Origin of the sequence: Janthinobacterium sp. SUN033 (assembly GCF_030397595.1) — a bacterium.
GTDB lineage: Bacteria > Pseudomonadota > Gammaproteobacteria > Burkholderiales > Burkholderiaceae_D > Janthinobacterium > Janthinobacterium kumbetense.
This window is the reverse complement of the sequence record NZ_JAPQNV010000001.1, coordinates 601,636-616,850: the sequence shown is the minus strand read 5'-3', so window position 1 is coordinate 616,850 and position 15,215 is coordinate 601,636. Positions and strand designations below refer to the sequence as shown.

At 64.2% G+C, this 15,215-nt stretch carries 16 protein-coding genes; 6 read left to right on the top strand and 10 right to left on the bottom strand.

All coding sequences use genetic code 11. From position 1 onward, the window contains the following. Nucleotides 1-22: 22 nt before the first annotated feature. Nucleotides 23-1,180 (bottom strand): ABC transporter substrate-binding protein, encoded by a 1,158-nt coding sequence (locus OX460_RS02900; RefSeq protein WP_046682990.1) that lies wholly within the window; start codon nucleotides 1,178-1,180, stop codon nucleotides 23-25. Between the two features lie 345 nt (nucleotides 1,181-1,525). Here OX460_RS02900 and OX460_RS02895 point away from each other — a divergent pair, with 345 nt between their 5' ends. Both OX460_RS02895 and OX460_RS02890 read left to right on the top strand, forming a co-directional pair. Then, nucleotides 1,526-2,401 carry a hypothetical protein gene (locus tag OX460_RS02895; protein WP_289897579.1) on the top strand — a complete coding sequence of 292 codons (876 nt, stop codon included), beginning with the start codon at nucleotides 1,526-1,528 and terminating at the stop codon, nucleotides 2,399-2,401. A gap of 9 nt (nucleotides 2,402-2,410) precedes the next feature. Continuing rightward, nucleotides 2,411-2,809, top strand: coding sequence for a hypothetical protein (locus tag OX460_RS02890; RefSeq protein ID WP_251348366.1), 399 nt, complete (start codon nucleotides 2,411-2,413; stop codon nucleotides 2,807-2,809). A 12-nt stretch (nucleotides 2,810-2,821) separates the two neighbouring features. On the opposite strand, the gene OX460_RS02885 is transcribed toward OX460_RS02890, so the two are convergent. Both OX460_RS02885 and OX460_RS02880 read right to left on the bottom strand, forming a co-directional pair. Further along, nucleotides 2,822-3,310 (bottom strand): hypothetical protein, encoded by a 489-nt coding sequence (locus OX460_RS02885; protein ID WP_289897578.1) that lies wholly within the window; start codon nucleotides 3,308-3,310, stop codon nucleotides 2,822-2,824. Next, nucleotides 3,307-5,340 (bottom strand): bifunctional 2',3'-cyclic-nucleotide 2'-phosphodiesterase/3'-nucleotidase, encoded by a 2,034-nt coding sequence (locus OX460_RS02880; RefSeq protein ID WP_289897577.1) that lies wholly within the window; start codon nucleotides 5,338-5,340, stop codon nucleotides 3,307-3,309. The genes OX460_RS02885 and OX460_RS02880 overlap by 4 nt, the downstream gene beginning before the upstream one ends. Between OX460_RS02880 and OX460_RS02875 the strand changes: the two genes are divergently transcribed. The 4 genes from OX460_RS02875 to lysS all read left to right on the top strand — a co-directional run bounded on the left by OX460_RS02875 (nucleotide 5,339) and on the right by lysS (nucleotide 8,893). Further along, nucleotides 5,339-5,626, top strand: a complete 288-nt coding sequence (locus OX460_RS02875) for a hypothetical protein (RefSeq protein ID WP_171984906.1) — start codon at nucleotides 5,339-5,341, stop codon at nucleotides 5,624-5,626. The two genes, OX460_RS02880 and OX460_RS02875, sit on opposite strands and share 2 nt — an antisense overlap. Then, nucleotides 5,543-6,647 (top strand): peptide chain release factor 2 gene (gene prfB, locus OX460_RS02870; RefSeq protein WP_139143151.1). Its coding sequence is split into 2 segments (ribosomal slippage): nucleotides 5,543-5,623 and nucleotides 5,625-6,647, totalling 1,104 coding nucleotides; the frame shifts between segments, so codons are not numbered across the junction. The genes OX460_RS02875 and prfB overlap by 84 nt, the downstream gene beginning before the upstream one ends. 2 nt (nucleotides 6,648-6,649) lie before the next feature. Then, complete coding sequence (locus OX460_RS02865; protein ID WP_289897576.1) at nucleotides 6,650-7,345, top strand: HAD family phosphatase; 696 nt, start codon at nucleotides 6,650-6,652, stop codon at nucleotides 7,343-7,345. Nucleotides 7,346-7,363: 18 nt separating this feature from the next. Beyond that, nucleotides 7,364-8,893 (top strand): lysine--tRNA ligase, encoded by a 1,530-nt coding sequence (lysS, locus tag OX460_RS02860; protein ID WP_099667574.1) that lies wholly within the window; start codon nucleotides 7,364-7,366, stop codon nucleotides 8,891-8,893. Nucleotides 8,894-9,083: 190 nt separating this feature from the next. Here lysS and OX460_RS02855 read toward each other — a convergent pair whose 3' ends face one another. From OX460_RS02855 to OX460_RS02825, 7 genes are read right to left on the bottom strand one after another with little or no spacing between them, the layout of a single operon-like run. Continuing rightward, entirely contained in the window at nucleotides 9,084-10,085 is a 1,002-nt protein-coding gene (locus tag OX460_RS02855) for a Gfo/Idh/MocA family oxidoreductase (protein ID WP_289897575.1), read from the bottom strand. Nucleotides 10,086-10,097: 12 nt separating this feature from the next. Continuing rightward, on the bottom strand, nucleotides 10,098-11,114 hold the full coding sequence (locus OX460_RS02850; RefSeq protein WP_289897574.1) for a porin: 1,017 nt from the start codon (nucleotides 11,112-11,114) through the stop codon (nucleotides 10,098-10,100). Then, a complete protein-coding gene (locus tag OX460_RS02845; RefSeq protein WP_289897573.1) occupies nucleotides 11,111-12,109 on the bottom strand; it encodes a D-glycerate dehydrogenase in 999 nt (332 codons plus the stop codon). The genes OX460_RS02850 and OX460_RS02845 overlap by 4 nt, the downstream gene beginning before the upstream one ends. 20 nt (nucleotides 12,110-12,129) lie before the next feature. After that, the gene (locus OX460_RS02840; protein WP_289897572.1) at nucleotides 12,130-13,104 is read right to left on the bottom strand and encodes a sugar kinase; all 975 of its coding nucleotides are present in this window, start codon (nucleotides 13,102-13,104) and stop codon (nucleotides 12,130-12,132) included. Further along, nucleotides 13,101-13,847, bottom strand: coding sequence for a TIM barrel protein (locus OX460_RS02835; RefSeq protein ID WP_289897571.1), 747 nt, complete (start codon nucleotides 13,845-13,847; stop codon nucleotides 13,101-13,103). The genes OX460_RS02840 and OX460_RS02835 overlap by 4 nt, the downstream gene beginning before the upstream one ends. Continuing rightward, nucleotides 13,844-14,578, bottom strand: a complete 735-nt coding sequence (locus OX460_RS02830) for an amino acid ABC transporter ATP-binding protein (protein WP_099667569.1) — start codon at nucleotides 14,576-14,578, stop codon at nucleotides 13,844-13,846. The genes OX460_RS02835 and OX460_RS02830 overlap by 4 nt, the downstream gene beginning before the upstream one ends. Beyond that, a complete protein-coding gene (locus tag OX460_RS02825) occupies nucleotides 14,565-15,215 on the bottom strand; it encodes an amino acid ABC transporter permease (protein ID WP_251348358.1) in 651 nt (216 codons plus the stop codon). Before OX460_RS02825 ends, OX460_RS02830 begins: the two co-directional genes overlap by 14 nt.

Sequence of the window (15,215 nt, the reverse complement as noted above, 5' to 3'; positions counted from 1 at the left end):
GCGCGGCGACTGTCCGCCAGGCTTATTTCGCGAGGACGACCTTGCCGTCCTTGACTTCGCCAAACACGGTCAGGTCGGCCGTGATCGCTTCATGGTTGGTCTTGCTGAACGGTTTGTTGTAGGTGGTGACGGCGCCTTCCACCTTCTCGTTCAGGTTTTCCAGCGCGGCGCGTACTTTCGGGCCGTCCGTGCCGCCCGCCTGCGTGATGGCCGCGGCCAGCAGGTAGATGGAATCGTAGCCTTGCGCAGCCGAAACGGCCGACGGCATGCGTCCGCCCGATGGCTTGTAGGCGGCCACGTAGGCGTCGATGAAGGCCTTGCGCTTCGGCGTGCTGGCGTCCTGGATGAAGGTTTGCGGCATGCGCGTGCCATTGCCGTTCTTGCCCGCGTTGTCGATGAAGTTACCCATGGCCAGGGTCCAGCTGCCGATCAGCGGCACTTTCCAGCCCAGTTTTTCCATGCCGTTGGCGATCTGCGCCAGTTCCGGGCCGATGCCGTAGGTCAGCACGACTTCCGCCCCCGCCTGCTTGGCTTTCAGCAGCTGGGCCGTCATGTCGACGTCCTTGATGTTGTATTTTTCCACGACGACGGGCTTGATGCCCTTCTTGTCGAGCGCCTTTTCCAGGTCTTCGCGGCCCAGCTGGCCATAGTTGGTGGAGTCGGCCAGGATCGCCACTTTCTTGAACTTGCGGTTTTCGATCGCCTCATGCACGATCATGCCGGACTGGATGGTGTCATTGGCCGCATTGCGGAAGATGTAGTTTTCCGGCTGGTCGGCGAATTGCTTGGTGACGATGGAGCCCGTCGCCACATTGTTCATGACGGGAATCTTCGCTTCCTGGTAGAAGCGCTGCGAAGCGAGGGCCACGCCCGTGTTGATGTAGCCGACGGTGGCGGCGACCTTTTCCTTGTTGATCAGTTCCTGGGCGATCTGCACGCCGCGTTCGTTCTTCGCTTCGTCATCGCGCTCGATGAGCAGCAGGGAACGGCCCAGTACGCCACCTTTGGCATTGATTTCAGCGACGGCCAGCTTGACGCCGTCGCGCATCGACACGCCCATCGGCGCGGAACCGCCCGTAAACGGTCCGGACACGCCGATCTTGATGGGGTCGGCTGCGACTGCCGCCTGCGAGAAACCCAAAACCAAACTTGCCACGAGCAATTTCTGTTTCAAATTCATTGTCATCTCCTCTGATACAACGTTTTTAATGCCACTTATTTTTATAGTCGTACGCTGGATAACCGCCCCATCGATAAATCATTGTAGGTGAGTAAACATGCACCAGCAACAACTACATATGACGCGTCGCAACATGCGGAAAAGCCGCAATTGCAGGCCTGTTGTCAGTCTTTTGTAAGGAAAATATGGCGCAAATTGACACAGGTGCTACACCATGACACACGATGCATATGTCTGATCTGCGTCAAAAGTATAGCGATGCAATGGTGATATGGTCATTGAACCAGGGTCAACCGGCCATGGCGGCAATCCCTTCCCTACCATGGAGACCCTATGCGCCAGCCCATGACAAGCATCTGCGCCTGCCTGCTGATCGCCGGCATGAGTAGCGCCTGCAAGAACTTCACGCCGGTCGACAAGTTCGCGGGACAGACGGTGGCGATAACGGAAGTATTCAAACCCATGCTGACCCACTCCATGAGCAGTTGCACCAATAATGTACGGCGCAACAGCATCATCACCGACCGCCCCTACGTTGCGCAGGAAACGGAACAGGACCTGCTCCGGCGCTGCAAGGACTATGCGGCGCAATTGGCGGGCACAGCCGAACTGAACGATGTATTGAAACGCTACGCGGAAGTACTTGCCGCGCTGGCCAACGACAAGCTGGCGAACTACAAGGAGGAGATCGGCGCCCTTGGCGGTTCGCTGAGCGCCTTGCAGCAGTCCGGCGGCACGGCGCCGGTGCTCGACGCCGACCAGCTGGACAAAGTCACGCGCCTGAGCGCACTGATCAGCCAGATTGTCACGCAGCAAAGACAGCAGTCGGGAATCAACGAATTGCTGGCGCGCGAAGACGATATTTATATCATCAGCAATGCGCTGAAAAAATATGCGCAGCAAAACTACCAGGCCAATCTGCACGACGAGAGCCTGACGCTGGCATCCCTGAATCGCTCGCTCGACAACGCTGCCGCCAGGGAACCCGTGACCAGCAACTATCTGAAGGCCAAGCTCTACCTTGACGGGCGGCAGCTGCAGGAGCGTGGCAAGGTCATCGAGGCCTATCTTGCCGCCATGACGGAATTGCAAAACAGTCTCAGCACCTTGCGCGCCAAGTCCATGCAAGACCCGGCATTGGAACGTCAACTGGACACTTTTGCCAAGCAAGTCGATACCCTGCAAAAACAGGCCGCCAATTATTCACCATCCCCCTGGTAGGAGTCGGACATGGGCAACGTTATCGCACTCGATGAAAAACAAACCACGGAAATCGCCGACAAGCTGGCACAGGCCTCGAACCAGGTACTGGAGCTGCGCATCGCGCTGACCGACCGCACGCCGCCGACGCCGTCAGCCGTGCTGCATGATCTCAAGCAATATGAAAGCCACCTGGATCAGATGGTGTCCTTTTTCCGCGCCCACGGCATCTACCTGATCAACCAGAGTGCGCAGCAGGCATTGGCCAATGTGAACACGGCCATCGACCAAGGCAGGAAAACCGTGGCCGACATCGGGCACACGCACGCGGCCATCAAGGCGGCGGCAGGCTTGCTGGACCTGGCCGCCGCCCTGCTGTCGCGCAACCCGCTGGCCATTGCCGAGGCTGCAAATAGCCTGCGAACCTGACCTGGCGGACAATCACGGCTCTGCGGCCCTGTGCCCCATCGCGTGCGTGGCCATTTTCAGGTACAGGTTCGCCTGTTCCTCGCTGTGCGCATAGCCCATGCGCCCTTCGCCCAGGGCGACGGATTTCTGCTGCAGCGCTTCCGGGTATTCCAGGTCGCAGGCGGCATCCAGCCAGTGACGCGCCCGTGTTTCATCGGCGTCCTGCAGCATGTTTGCCACGATGAACATGGCTGGCGCCACGCCGCGTTGCGCGGCCAGTTCCAGCCAGCGCAACGCGGCGGCGCTGTCCTGCGGGCCGCCCATGCCGTTCTTGTGCATTAATCCCAAGTAATACGCTGCAGGACCGCCGCCCTGCCCCGCCGCGTGCTCGAACAGGGCGCGCGCCTGCGGCTGGCTCGCCTCGCCCGCGCGCATCAAGACCTTGGCCTGGGCCGTGACATCCGGCCCTGCCCATGCCAGTGGCGATACGGCCAGGGCAACGGTAAACAACCATGCCTTCATTTCGACAGGTCGAGCTGATACAGCGCAAAGCCCTTGCCGGCACCGTCATCAAGCTTCAACTGCGTGACGTTATCGATGCCGGCCGCCTTCGCCAGCTCGATCACGTTCGGCGCGGAATGGAAGACCACGGGGCCTTTCGTGGCAACCCTGGCGAAGCGCCAGCTGCGCGCGGAACCGTTTTTCGCGCGCGTCAGGTGTTTCTGCTGCGTGACGTAGGCGATCAGCAGCTCGCGGTTGTTGTCGGGCGACGCCACCACCGTCTTGCTGCCGTCGAGGCCGGGGAAATTGCCGCCGCCGCTGGCGCGGTAGTTATTTGTCGCGATGAGAAATTCCTGGCCCGCGTCCACCGGCTTGCCCTTGAACGTCAGGCCCTGGATGCGGCGACCCGGCGGCTGCGTGACGTCGATCTGGTAGCGCACGTCGGCGCTGGTGAGCGTATCGAAGTTGTAGCTCGGATGGGCCGTGTTGACCAGTTCCTGCGGCTCGGTCTTGTTGACATCGATGGTATTGAAGCGCCGCGCCGACTGCTCCAGCCAGGCCTTCAATTCGACGCCATTCATCTTCACGCCGTACAGCGCGTTCGGATACAGATACAGGTCGGCCGCGTTGTTCAGCGCCACGTTGCCCGCCTTGACGTCCGTGTAGTCGGACACGCCGGCCGAGCCGCTCTTGAACGGGGACGACATCGACAGTACGGGCAGACTGGCATATTGCGGCAGGTTCGCCTTCACGTAGGCGGCCAGGTAGCCCGCTTGCGCCTGGTTCACCACTTCGATGGCGCTGACGTCGCCCACGTCGGCAAAATACGTCGACATGCGGAAGTCCGTGGCGCCGACCGGTGTCTGCACGTAGGCGATCGTCGCTGCGTGCTCCTCGGCCACCAGTGCGGCGATGGCTGCGTCGGGCTGGACGTAACTCTTGTCCGCATTCTGGATGCCGCGCGCTTCCACCGTGGTGGCGCTCTTGTCGACCACCCACTGCTTGCCGTCGTGGCGCAGGCGCAAACCGATCACGCCCAGGTGCTTGCCCCACAAATTGGCCATCACGGTCGGCACGCCGTTGACCAGCCCTTTGACCTTGTCGACGCCGGGCAAATTAAACTGCGGCACCGTGCTGGCCGCGTTCGGGAACAGCTGGTGCGAATGGCCGATCAGCATGGCGTCCACGCCCGGCACTTGCGACAGGTAGTAATTACCGTTTTCCATGGTTGGCGAGTACGGGCTGTCATCGAGACCGCCGTGCGAAATGGCCACCACCAGCTCGGCGCCCCTGGCGCGCATCTCGGGGATGAATTTTTCCGCTGTCTCGCGCACGCCCTGCGTGTAGACGCGGCCTTCCAGCCAGCGCTTGTCCCAGGCCATGATGGTGGGCGGCGCAAAGCTGATGATGCCCACCTTCACGGTGCTCGTCACCGGTTTGCCATCGGGGCCGGTGGCCGTGATCTGCTTGTCGATGATGTGATATGGCGCAAACAGGGGCTGGCCCGTCTTGACGCTGTAGACATTGGCCAGCACTTGCGGGAATGCGGGACCGGCGCAGCGCGGTTTGCTGGCGTCGACGCTGTCGACGTCGAAGCGGTTGCCTGTCACCTGGCTCAAAAACGCCAGGCCGTAGTTGAATTCGTGGTTGCCGATGCCGCCGCCGTCCACTTTCAGCAAGTTCATGGCCTTGTAGATGGCCAGGGTCTGGTCGCAAGCCAGCGGTTTGACCAATGCCTGGTAGTCGGCCAGGGCCGTGCCCTGGATGGTGTCGCCGTTGTCGAGCAAGAGATTGTTCGGGAACTGCGCACGCGCCTGGGCGATCAAGGCCGCCGTGCGTTCCAGGCCGATCGACGGTTCCGCCTGCAGCTTGTAGTAATCATAACTGAGCACATTCGCGTGCAAGTCCGTCGTCTCCAGCAGGGCCAGGGTGGCGCTGCTGCCGGCCGGCGCGGCCGATGGCGACCGGACGGGTCCCGTGGCGGCGGGCGGCAAGGCGCCGCAGCCGGCCAGCAGCAGCGGTAACAGGGCGAGACGGGGAAGTTGAAGCATGATGTATTCCTGTGGAAAGACAATATCGCCAGCATCATACGCAGCACGGCAGCCCCTATCAAGGCAAAAATATTGTCGCAAATACAGCAAAATCGTCATTTTATTGCCCCGTGCGGCAGCAATTGCGCCGCGGCGGCAGCGGAAACGCGCCGCGCTCGCGTATAATTCAGGGTTTGATTTCACCATAGAAGACCAGAACATTATGGAAGCCGAACGCATCAATATCATCTCCGCCCTGCTCAACGACCTGACGGTCCGCGAAGCCGAACTTCGGAGGTATCTTTGACTTCACTGTCAAGTCGGAGAAACTAGAGCAAGTCAACGAAGAGCTGGAAGATCCCACCGTCTGGAACGATCCGAAGCGCGCCCAGGACCTCGGTAAAGAGAAGAAGGCGCTGGAAGCCATCGTCTTCACGCTCGCCAAGGCCGATGCCGACCTGCGCGACACCCGCGACCTGTTCGACATGGCCCGCGAAGAAGGCGACGACGAGACGCTCGAAGCGATCGAGCAGGACGTGCAGGAAATCCGCAAGGTCATCGAAAGCATGGAATTCCGCCGGATGTTCAACAATCCGATGGACCCGAACAACTGCTTCATCGACATCCAGGCCGGCGCCGGCGGTACGGAAGCCCAGGACTGGGCCTCAATGCTGCTGCGCCAGTACCTGCGCTATTGCGAACGCAAGGGCTTCAAGGTCGAAATCCTGGAGCAGTCCGACGGCGAGGTAGCCGGCATCAAGACGGCCACCCTGAAGGTCGAGGGCGATCACGCCTACGGCTTCCTACGCACGGAAACGGGCGTGCACCGCCTGGTGCGCAAGTCGCCATTCGACTCGGCCAACGGCCGCCACACCTCGTTTACGTCGCTGTTCGTGTATCCGGAAGTCGACGATTCGATCGAGATCGACGTCAACCCGGCCGATATCCGCGTCGATACCTACCGCGCGTCGGGCGCCGGCGGTCAGCACATCAACAAGACCGACTCCGCCGTCCGCATGACCCATGCGCCGACCGGCATCGTGGTGCAGTGCCAGAACGACCGTTCGCAGCACCGCAACCGCGCCGAAGCGATGGAAATGCTGAAAGCGAAGCTGTACGAGCATGAACTGCGCAAGCGCATGAGCGAGCAGCAGAAGCTGGAAGACTCGAAGACGGACGTGGGCTGGGGTCACCAGATCCGCTCCTACGTGCTGGACCAGTCCCGCATCAAGGACTTGCGCACCGGTTTCGAGACGGGCAATACCAAGGGCGTGCTCGATGGCGACATCGACGACTTCATCTCCGCCTCGCTCAAGCAAGGCGTGTAAGAATGAACGCATCCGCTCCGGCGCAGCGCGCCTTCCTGTTCGACATGGATGGCACGATCGTCGACAACATGGCCTTCCACACGACGTCGTGGCTGGCGTTCTTTGAACGCCACGGCCATGCGCTGGACGCGGACGCCTTTTTCCGCGACACGGCGGGACGGCAGGGGCACGAAATCATCGCCAAATACCTGGGCGCGGATGCCGACCATGTCACCCTGCTGGCGGAAAAGGAAGTCGTCTACCGCGAACTGTATGGCCCGCACCTGGCCACAGTGCCTGGCTTCGACCGGCTGATCGCCAGCGCGCGCCAGGCTGGCGTCGGGCTGGTGGTGGGCACGGCAGCGCCGGACGAGAACATCGCGTTCACGCTCGATGGCCTGGACCTGCGCCACCGCTTCGACGCCATCGTCGGCGCCGCCGACGTGGAGCGGGGCAAGCCGCACCCGGACGTTTTCCTGAAAGGCGCGCTGCTGGCCGGCGCGCTGCCGCAAGACTGCATCGTCTTCGAAGACGCGCCCCTGGGCGTGGAAGCGGCGCGCCGCGCCGGCATGCGCGTCGTGGTGCTCACCACCACCCTGCCGGCCGAGGCGTTTGCCGCCTTCGACAACGTCATTGCCATCGTGCCGGATTTCTCCGCACTCGACGTCGACGCACTGTTTGCCAGCGTGGCGCCAGCGCTGGCGCCACATCATCAATAATCACCAACGAAGAACACCATGACTACGGATATCCAAGAACAAGCCGCCGCCCCCGATGAAAACAAGATCATCGCCGAGCGCCGCGTCAAGCTGGCAGCACTGCGCGAACAAGGCGTCGCCTTCCCGAACGATTTCCGCCCCGAGCACAAGGCGGCCGACCTGCACGCGCAATACGGCGGCAAGACGCGCGAAGAGCTGGAAGCCGAACCTGTCACCGTGGTGCTGGCCGGCCGCATGATGCTCAAGCGCGAAGCGGGCAAGAAAGCCGCTTTCGCCACCCTGCAAGACGCCTCCGGCCCGAAGGCCGACGGCCGCATTCAGATCTACGCCACCCTGGACCTGACCGGCGAAGCGGCCATGGCCGCCCTGCACCACTATGACCTGGGCGATATCCTGGGCGTGACGGGCACCCTGTTCAAGACCAAGACGGACGAACTGACCATCAAGGTCACGGAACTGCGCCTGATCACCAAGTCGCTGCGCCCGCTGCCGGACAAATTCCACGGCCTGGCCGACCAGGAAACGAAGTACCGCCAGCGCTACGTCGACCTGATCATGAACGAAGAGACGCGCCGCACCTTCAAGGCGCGTACCGCCGCCATCTCGTCGATCCGCCGCTTCATGGAAAAGAACGAGTTCATGGAAGTGGAAACGCCGATGCTGCACACGATTCCGGGCGGCGCCGCGGCAAAACCGTTCATCACGCACCACAATGCGCTCGACATGCAGATGTTCCTGCGCATCGCGCCCGAGCTGTACCTGAAGCGCCTGGTCGTGGGCGGCTTCGACCGCGTGTTCGAGATCAACCGCAACTTCCGCAACGAAGGCGTGTCGATCCGTCACAACCCTGAATTCACGATGATGGAATTCTACGCGGCCTACACCGACTACAAATGGCTGATGGACTTCACGGAAGCCGTCATCCGCCAGGCCGCCATCGACGCGCACGGCACCGCTACCCTGACCTACGGCGGCCGCGAACTGGATCTGGCAAAACCGTTCCACCGCCTGACCATCGTCGAAGCGATCAACAAGTATGCTCCAGGCTACACCGCCGAGCAGTTGAACGATGCCGAATTCATCAAGGAAGAGCTGAAAAAATTCGGCGTCAAGCCGTTCGCCACGGCCGGCCTGGGCGCGCTGCAACTGGCGCTGTTCGAAGAAACGGCTGAAGCGCAGCTGTGGGAACCGACCTACATCATCGACTACCCGGTCGAAGTGTCGCCACTGGCGCGCGCTTCCGACACGGTGGCCGGCATCACCGAACGCTTCGAGCTGTTCATGGTAGGCCGCGAAATCGCCAACGGCTTCTCCGAGTTGAACGACGCGGAAGACCAGTCAGCCCGCTTCCTGGCGCAAGTCGCCGCCAAGGACGCCGGCGATGAAGAGGCGATGTTCTACGACGCCGACTACATCCGCGCGCTGGAATACGGCATGCCGCCAGCCGGCGGCTGCGGCATCGGCATCGACCGCCTGATGATGATCATCACGGATTCGCCGAACATCCGCGACGTCCTGCTGTTCCCTCATCTGCGCCGCGAAGAGTGATGAACACCTGAAAAATCTACTGCGCGTCGCGATTTGCGGCCTGCGATGCTCACTGTGCCATAGCACAGTTGCGCTTCTTAGCCGCAACTCCCATCCGCTCGCTACGATTTTTCAGGCGTTCGATGCTTCAAGGCAAAAAAAGCCGCCTGATCTTGCGATCAGGCGGCTTTTTTACGTCTGTCGCAGGCCGTCAGCCGGCCAGGGTCACGCGCTGGTGGCTGCGGCTGGCTTGCTGCGCCGCCAGCGCCGTGGCCAGCGCGCGCATGCCGTCGTCGCCGGTAGCGGCCGGCTGCCCTTCGCCGCGCATGGCGCGCTGGAAGGCGCGCACCGAGCGCACGTACAGGTTTTCATGCTCGACGGGGATGTCGACACTGCCGCCGTCGCGCGTCAGGCTGATGGTGCCGACGGGGCGCTGCGTCATGACGCCGGTGGCGAAGATCGTGCCCTGGGTGCCGATGATTTCCACGCCGGACAGCGAATACGGCGCGTTGAACGCGTCGTGCACCTGCACCAGGGTGCCGTTGTCGAACTCGATGACGGCCATCAGGCCCTCTTCCAGCCCGGCCACCGTCATGCCGCCGCTGGTGGCGCAGGCGGTGACGTGGCGCGGCTCCGCATCCAGCAGGAAGCGCAGGGTGTCGACGTCGTGCACGAACATGTCGAGCGTGACGCCGCCCGACTCCGGCGCGTCCAGGCGCCAGCCGCGCAGGTGCTGCGGCAGGTTGTTCGCGTGCAGCACGCGGCAATACAAGGGCTGGCCGATCTCGCCGGCGCGAATCAGCTCGCGCATCTTGCCATGGCTGGCGGCGTTGCGCAGGTGGTGGTTAATTCCCAGCACCACGCCCGCTTCGGCGCAACCGTCGACCATGCGGCGGGCGTCGTCCAGGTTCAGCGCCAGCGGTTTTTCGCACAGCACGTGCTTGCCGGCGCGCGCCGCCTGCAAGGTCTGCGCCATGTGCCACTCGTTGGTGGTGCTGATGTAGACGGCGTCCGCGCCCGGATGCGCCAGTGCCGCATCGAGGTCCGTATAGCTGGCGGCGATGCCGAACTGCTCGGCAAAGGCGGCGCCGCGCGCGGCGTCCCGGCTGACCACGGCCAGCACTTCCGCGTCGCCCTGCTGGCGGATCGCATCGACCATCCATTCGCGCGCCACGGTGCTGGCGCCGACCAGTATCCATCCGATTTTCTTCATTCGATTCTCCCGTTAAAAAGTGTGGCGCAGGCCGAGGTTCCAGGCCTGGTTGCCGGTGCCGTTGTCGGTGGCGTTGCCCACCACGTAGGCGGCGCCGTTGCGGTTGTCGATATGCGCGTAAGCCGCGTACAAGGTGCTGCGCTTCGACAGCGCGTAGGTGTAGCCGATGCCGACCTGGGAGGCGTCGCCGTTGGCGGCGCGCCGGTCGTCGCGCCGCACGTACGAGAACAGGACGCGGTGCGGGCCAAAAGGCACGGTGGCGCCCAGCATCAGGTCCGCGCTGTCGACCGTGGCGGCGGCGCCCGCCGTGCTCTTGCTGACGGCAACGGCGCCATGCGCCTTGACCACGCCGAAGTCCCAGGTGGCGCCCAGCACCGTGTTGCGCGCCCTGCCCGCCACCAGCGCGCTTGACAGGGTGTTGGCATCCTGGTGCGCCAGGCGCACATACAGCGGCCCGCTGGCATAGGTGGCTGCCGCGCCCGTGTAGCGCCTGGCCGAAGCATCACCGGGCACTTCGCCGAAACCGTACGCCAGTTCGCCGGAAAGGCCGCCGCGCACGGGCGAGCTGTAGGTGATGCTGTTGTCGACGCGGCTGATGTAGCCGGCCGTGAAGACGTTGCTCATCCTGCCCGCAAAACCCAGGTAGAACGGGTCCAGCGCCCCCAGGCTGCTGTCGATGAACGTGTACTGGCGGCCCAGCCGCAAGGTGCCCGCCGCGCCGCCCAGGCCAACGAAGGCCTGGCGCCCGAACAGCAGGCCGCCCTGGGCCGAAGCGCCCGTGTCGGCCAGTATGCCCGCATCCATCGTAAACAGCGCCGTCATGCCGCCGCCCAGGTCTTCGCTGCCCTTGAAACCGAGCCGCGAGCCATTGGCGATGCCGCTCGTCACCTTGAGCACCCTGCCGCCGGCGCCGCCGCTCTCGGACACCACGCCCATGTCCATGATGCCGTACACGGCAACGTTCGACTGCGCGAAGCACAAGCCGCTGCCGGCGCCGATGATCATTGCCCCTACTACCTTCTTCTTCATGTCTTGCCCTGTCTATCTTCTTGTGAAAACTGTCCCTGGCTCACCAGGTGGCGCGGACGCTCGCCGCGCAAACCGGCCAGCAGGTTGTCCACGGCCTGCTGCGCCATGGCGTAGCGCGTTTCGTGCGTGGCCGAGCCGATATGCGGCAGCGCCACCACGTTCGCCATGTGCGGCAGCGGATTGTCCGGCGCCAGCGGTTCGCGCTCGAACACGTCGAGACCGGCGCCGTGGATGCTGCCCTGCTGCAGCGCCTCGATCAGCGCCGCCTCGTCGACGATGCGCCCGCGCGAACCGTTGATGAAGATGGCGCCGGGGCGCATCAGCGCGAACTCGCGCCGGCCCATCATGCGTTCCGTCTGCGCCGTCAGCGGCAGCACCACGCAGACGAAGTCCGACCCGGCCAGCAAGTCGTCGAGCGCTACCTGGCGCGCACCCAGCGCCGCCTCCACCTCGGGCACGGCTTCGCCGTTCACGTACAGCACCTGCATGCCGAAACCCAGCGCGGCGCGGCGGGCGACGGCGCGGCCGATGCGGCCCATGCCCAGCATGCCGATGGTCTTGCCATGCACGTTGACGCCATACTGGCTTTCGCCCACGCTGCGCGTCCAGCGTCCCGCCTTGACGAATTCGGCTAGCTCAACGACGCGCCGCGCGCTGGCGAGGATCAGCGCGAAGATCGTGTCGGCCGTCGTTTCCGTCAGCACGTCCGGCGTATTGGCCAGCAGGATGCCCCGTTCGCGCAAATAATCGACGTCGAACTGGTCGACGCCCACCGAAATGGTGGAAATGATGCGCAGCCCTTCCGCCGGGTCCAGCAATTCACGGTCCAGGCGCACGCTGGCGCCCAGCAAGCCATGCGCGCCGCGGATGGCGGCGGCGAATGCGGCGCGGTTGCCCGCATCGATCGCCTCGAAATACGTCACCTCGCATTCGGCGCGCAGGCGCGCCAGCAGCGGCTCGGCCAGTTTTTTGTACACAACCACATGTTTTTTCACGAGTATTTCCCCTGTATGGTTCAAGATGGGACCAGCGCGTCGAGCTGGGCGCGGGTCGGCAAGCCTTCCATGTCGCCGGCCACCTGGATGGCGAAGGCGCCGACCCGGTTGCCGCGCCCCACCGCCTGCGCCAGCGGCAAGCCTTCCAGCAAGGCGCTGACCAGGCCGGCCGCGAAGCCGTCGCCGGCGCCCACCGTGTCGACCACGTTGACCACGCGCTCGCCCGGCACCATGCCGCTGTCACCCTCGGCCGTGCGGTAATAGGCGCCGTCGGCGCCCAGCTTGACGACCACCAGCCGCGCACCCCGCTGCAGGTAAAAGCCGGCGACGTCGTGCGGCAGGTCGTGGCCGGTGAGGATTTTTCCCTCCCCCAGGCCGGGCAGCACCCAGTCCGCCTTGGCGGCCAGGCGGTTGATCTGTTCGACCATGACGGCTTGCGACGGCCACAGCGAGGGCCGCAGATTCGGGTCGAACGACACGCTCCGGCCGTTGGCGCGCATGAAGTCGAGCGCCTGGCCGGCGAACGCCAGGCTGGTCTCGGACAGCGCCGCGGCCACGCCCGTGGCGTGCAGGTGGCGCGCGGACAGGAAATAGGCGGGGTCGAAGTGCTCGGGCGCCAGCCGGCTGGCGGCGGACCCCTTGCGGAAGTATTCGACCAGCGGATCGGCGCCATTCTCGGCCTTTTCCTTGAGCAGGAAGGCGCTGGACTGGCCGGCGACGGTGACGACCCGGCTGCAATCGACGCCTTCGGCCTGCACGCTGGCGCGGATGAAGCGGCCGAAGGAATCGTCGCCCACCCGGCTCAGCCAGCCGACCTTCAAGCCCAGGCGCGCCAGGCCGATGGCGACATTCGTCTCGGCGCCGGCCAGGCGGCGCGTGAAGTGCGCCACGGCCGCCAGGTCGCCCGTTTGCTCGGCAACGAACATCGCCATCGCCTCGCCATACGTGACGACGTCGAGCGCGTGCGCCCCTTGATTCGATTCCTGCGCCATCATGCTGCCTCCAGCATCTGAATGTAGCGGCCCGTTTCGGCCACCAGGTCGGCGCCCTCGAGCGGGAATTCGATGGCCCGCTGCACGCCCGGCGCGAAATGCGCGAAGACGGCGCGCCAGGCCGGATCGGCGTCGGAAACGGCGCAGGCGGACAGCCTTCCGCCGTCGTCAAGGACAGCCTTGCAATGCACATAGCGCACGTACGGCGCCAGCAGGCGCGCCGCCTGCTGCGCATCCTCGCCCACCCAGCGCCAGTTGCCGATGTCGAAGGTCAGCCCCACCGGCAGCCCCGCTTCGTCCGCCGCCGCCAGGAAGCGCGCCATCGTCGCCAGCTTGCCGCCGTGGGCCGTCTGGTCGTTTTCCACCAGCAGCGCCACGGGCGCCGCCGCCAGTTGGGCGTGCAAGGCCGCCAGGTCCGGCGCGGCCGGGTAATGACCGAGCGACACCTTCAGGTAGCGCGCTCCCAGCCGCGCCGCCTCGTCCAGCATCTGCTGCAGCAGCTCGTGCTGCAACAAGCCGTCCGCACCCCACAATTCGATGGGCGTGGAATACACGCAGTACAGGCCGCGCGCGGCCACCGCCGCGCCCATGCGCGCCAGGTCCGGCAAGTCGGAAGTAAACAGTTCGCGGCGGATCTCGATGCCGGCGCCGCCCGCATCGGCCACCACGTCGATGAACTGGCTTTGCCCCAGCTGCCTTACCCTGCTTGCGCCGTAGGCCGACGCGGCCACCAGGACGGGGCTCACTTGATCGCTCCCGCGCCGACGAACTGGCGCGCTTCGGGCGTTTGCGGATTGCTGAAAAAGGCTTCCGACGGCCCGCTCTCCCACACCAATCCCTGGTGCATGAAGACGGTGACGTCGGCCATGCGCCGCGCGAACTCCATCTCGTGCGTCACCAGCAGCATCGTCATGCCCGCCTGCGCCAGCTCTTCCATCACCTTCAGCACTTCCTGCGTCAATTCCGGGTCGAGCGCCGACGTCACTTCGTCGAACAGCATCACCTGCGGCTCCATCGCCAGCGAGCGGGCGATCGCCACGCGCTGCTGCTGGCCGCCCGACAGCTGCTCGGGATAGGCCTCGCGCTTGTGGTCCAGGCCCACCTGCTTGAGCACGCGCAGCGCCGTGGCGCGGCCCTGGGCGTCGGGCACCTTCTTGACGATGCGCGGCGCCAGCATGACGTTTTCTTCCACGGTCAGGTGGGGGAACAGGTTGTAGCTCTGGAAGACCATGCCGACATCCTTGCGCAAGTCGAGCAGATGCTCCTGGCGCGCCGTCAGCGTGTGGCCGGCCACGACGATGCTGCCGCTGTCGATGGTTTCCAGGCCATTGATACAGCGCAACATGGTGCTCTTGCCGGAGCCGCTGCGGCCGATCACGGCGATCACCTGGCCCCTCTCGACGGCGAACGACACGCCCTTGAGCACGTGGTTGGCGCCGAAGCTCTTGCTGATATGGTCGATTTCAACGATGGGCATGGAATTTCCTTTCCAGTGAATGGCTGTAGCGCGACAGCGGATAGCACAGCGCGAAGTAGATCAGGGCGACGATGGGGAAGACGATGAAAGGCAGGAAGGTCGCGTTGCTGACCAGTTGCCCTGCCCGCGTCAGTTCCACCACGCCGATGATCGAGGTGATCGAAGTGTTCTTGATGATCTGCACCATGAAGCCCACCGTCGGCGGCAGCGAATGGCGCAGCGCCTGCGGCAGGATGACGTAGCGCAGCTGCTGGTAGCGGTTCAGCGCCAGCGCGGCGGACGCCTCCCACTGCTGCCGCTGCACGCCTTCGATGCAGCCGCGCCAGATCTCGCCCAGGTAGGCGCTGGCAAAGATCGTCATCGCCGCGCCGGCCGCGATGACCGGCGACAGCTTGTAGCCGAACAGAGCCAGCCCGTAATAGGTCAAAAACAGCACGATCAGCACGGGCGTACCCTGGATCAGCTGGATGTACAGGGCGCTGATGCAGCGCAGGAATCGGCTGCGCGCCGTGCGCAGCAGCGCCACCGCGAAGCCGGCGATGCCGCCCGTGATAAAGACGATCAGCGACAGGCCGATGGTCCAGCGCGTGGCCTCGAGCAGGAATTGCAGGTTATCCCAGGAAAAGTCACTGATCAT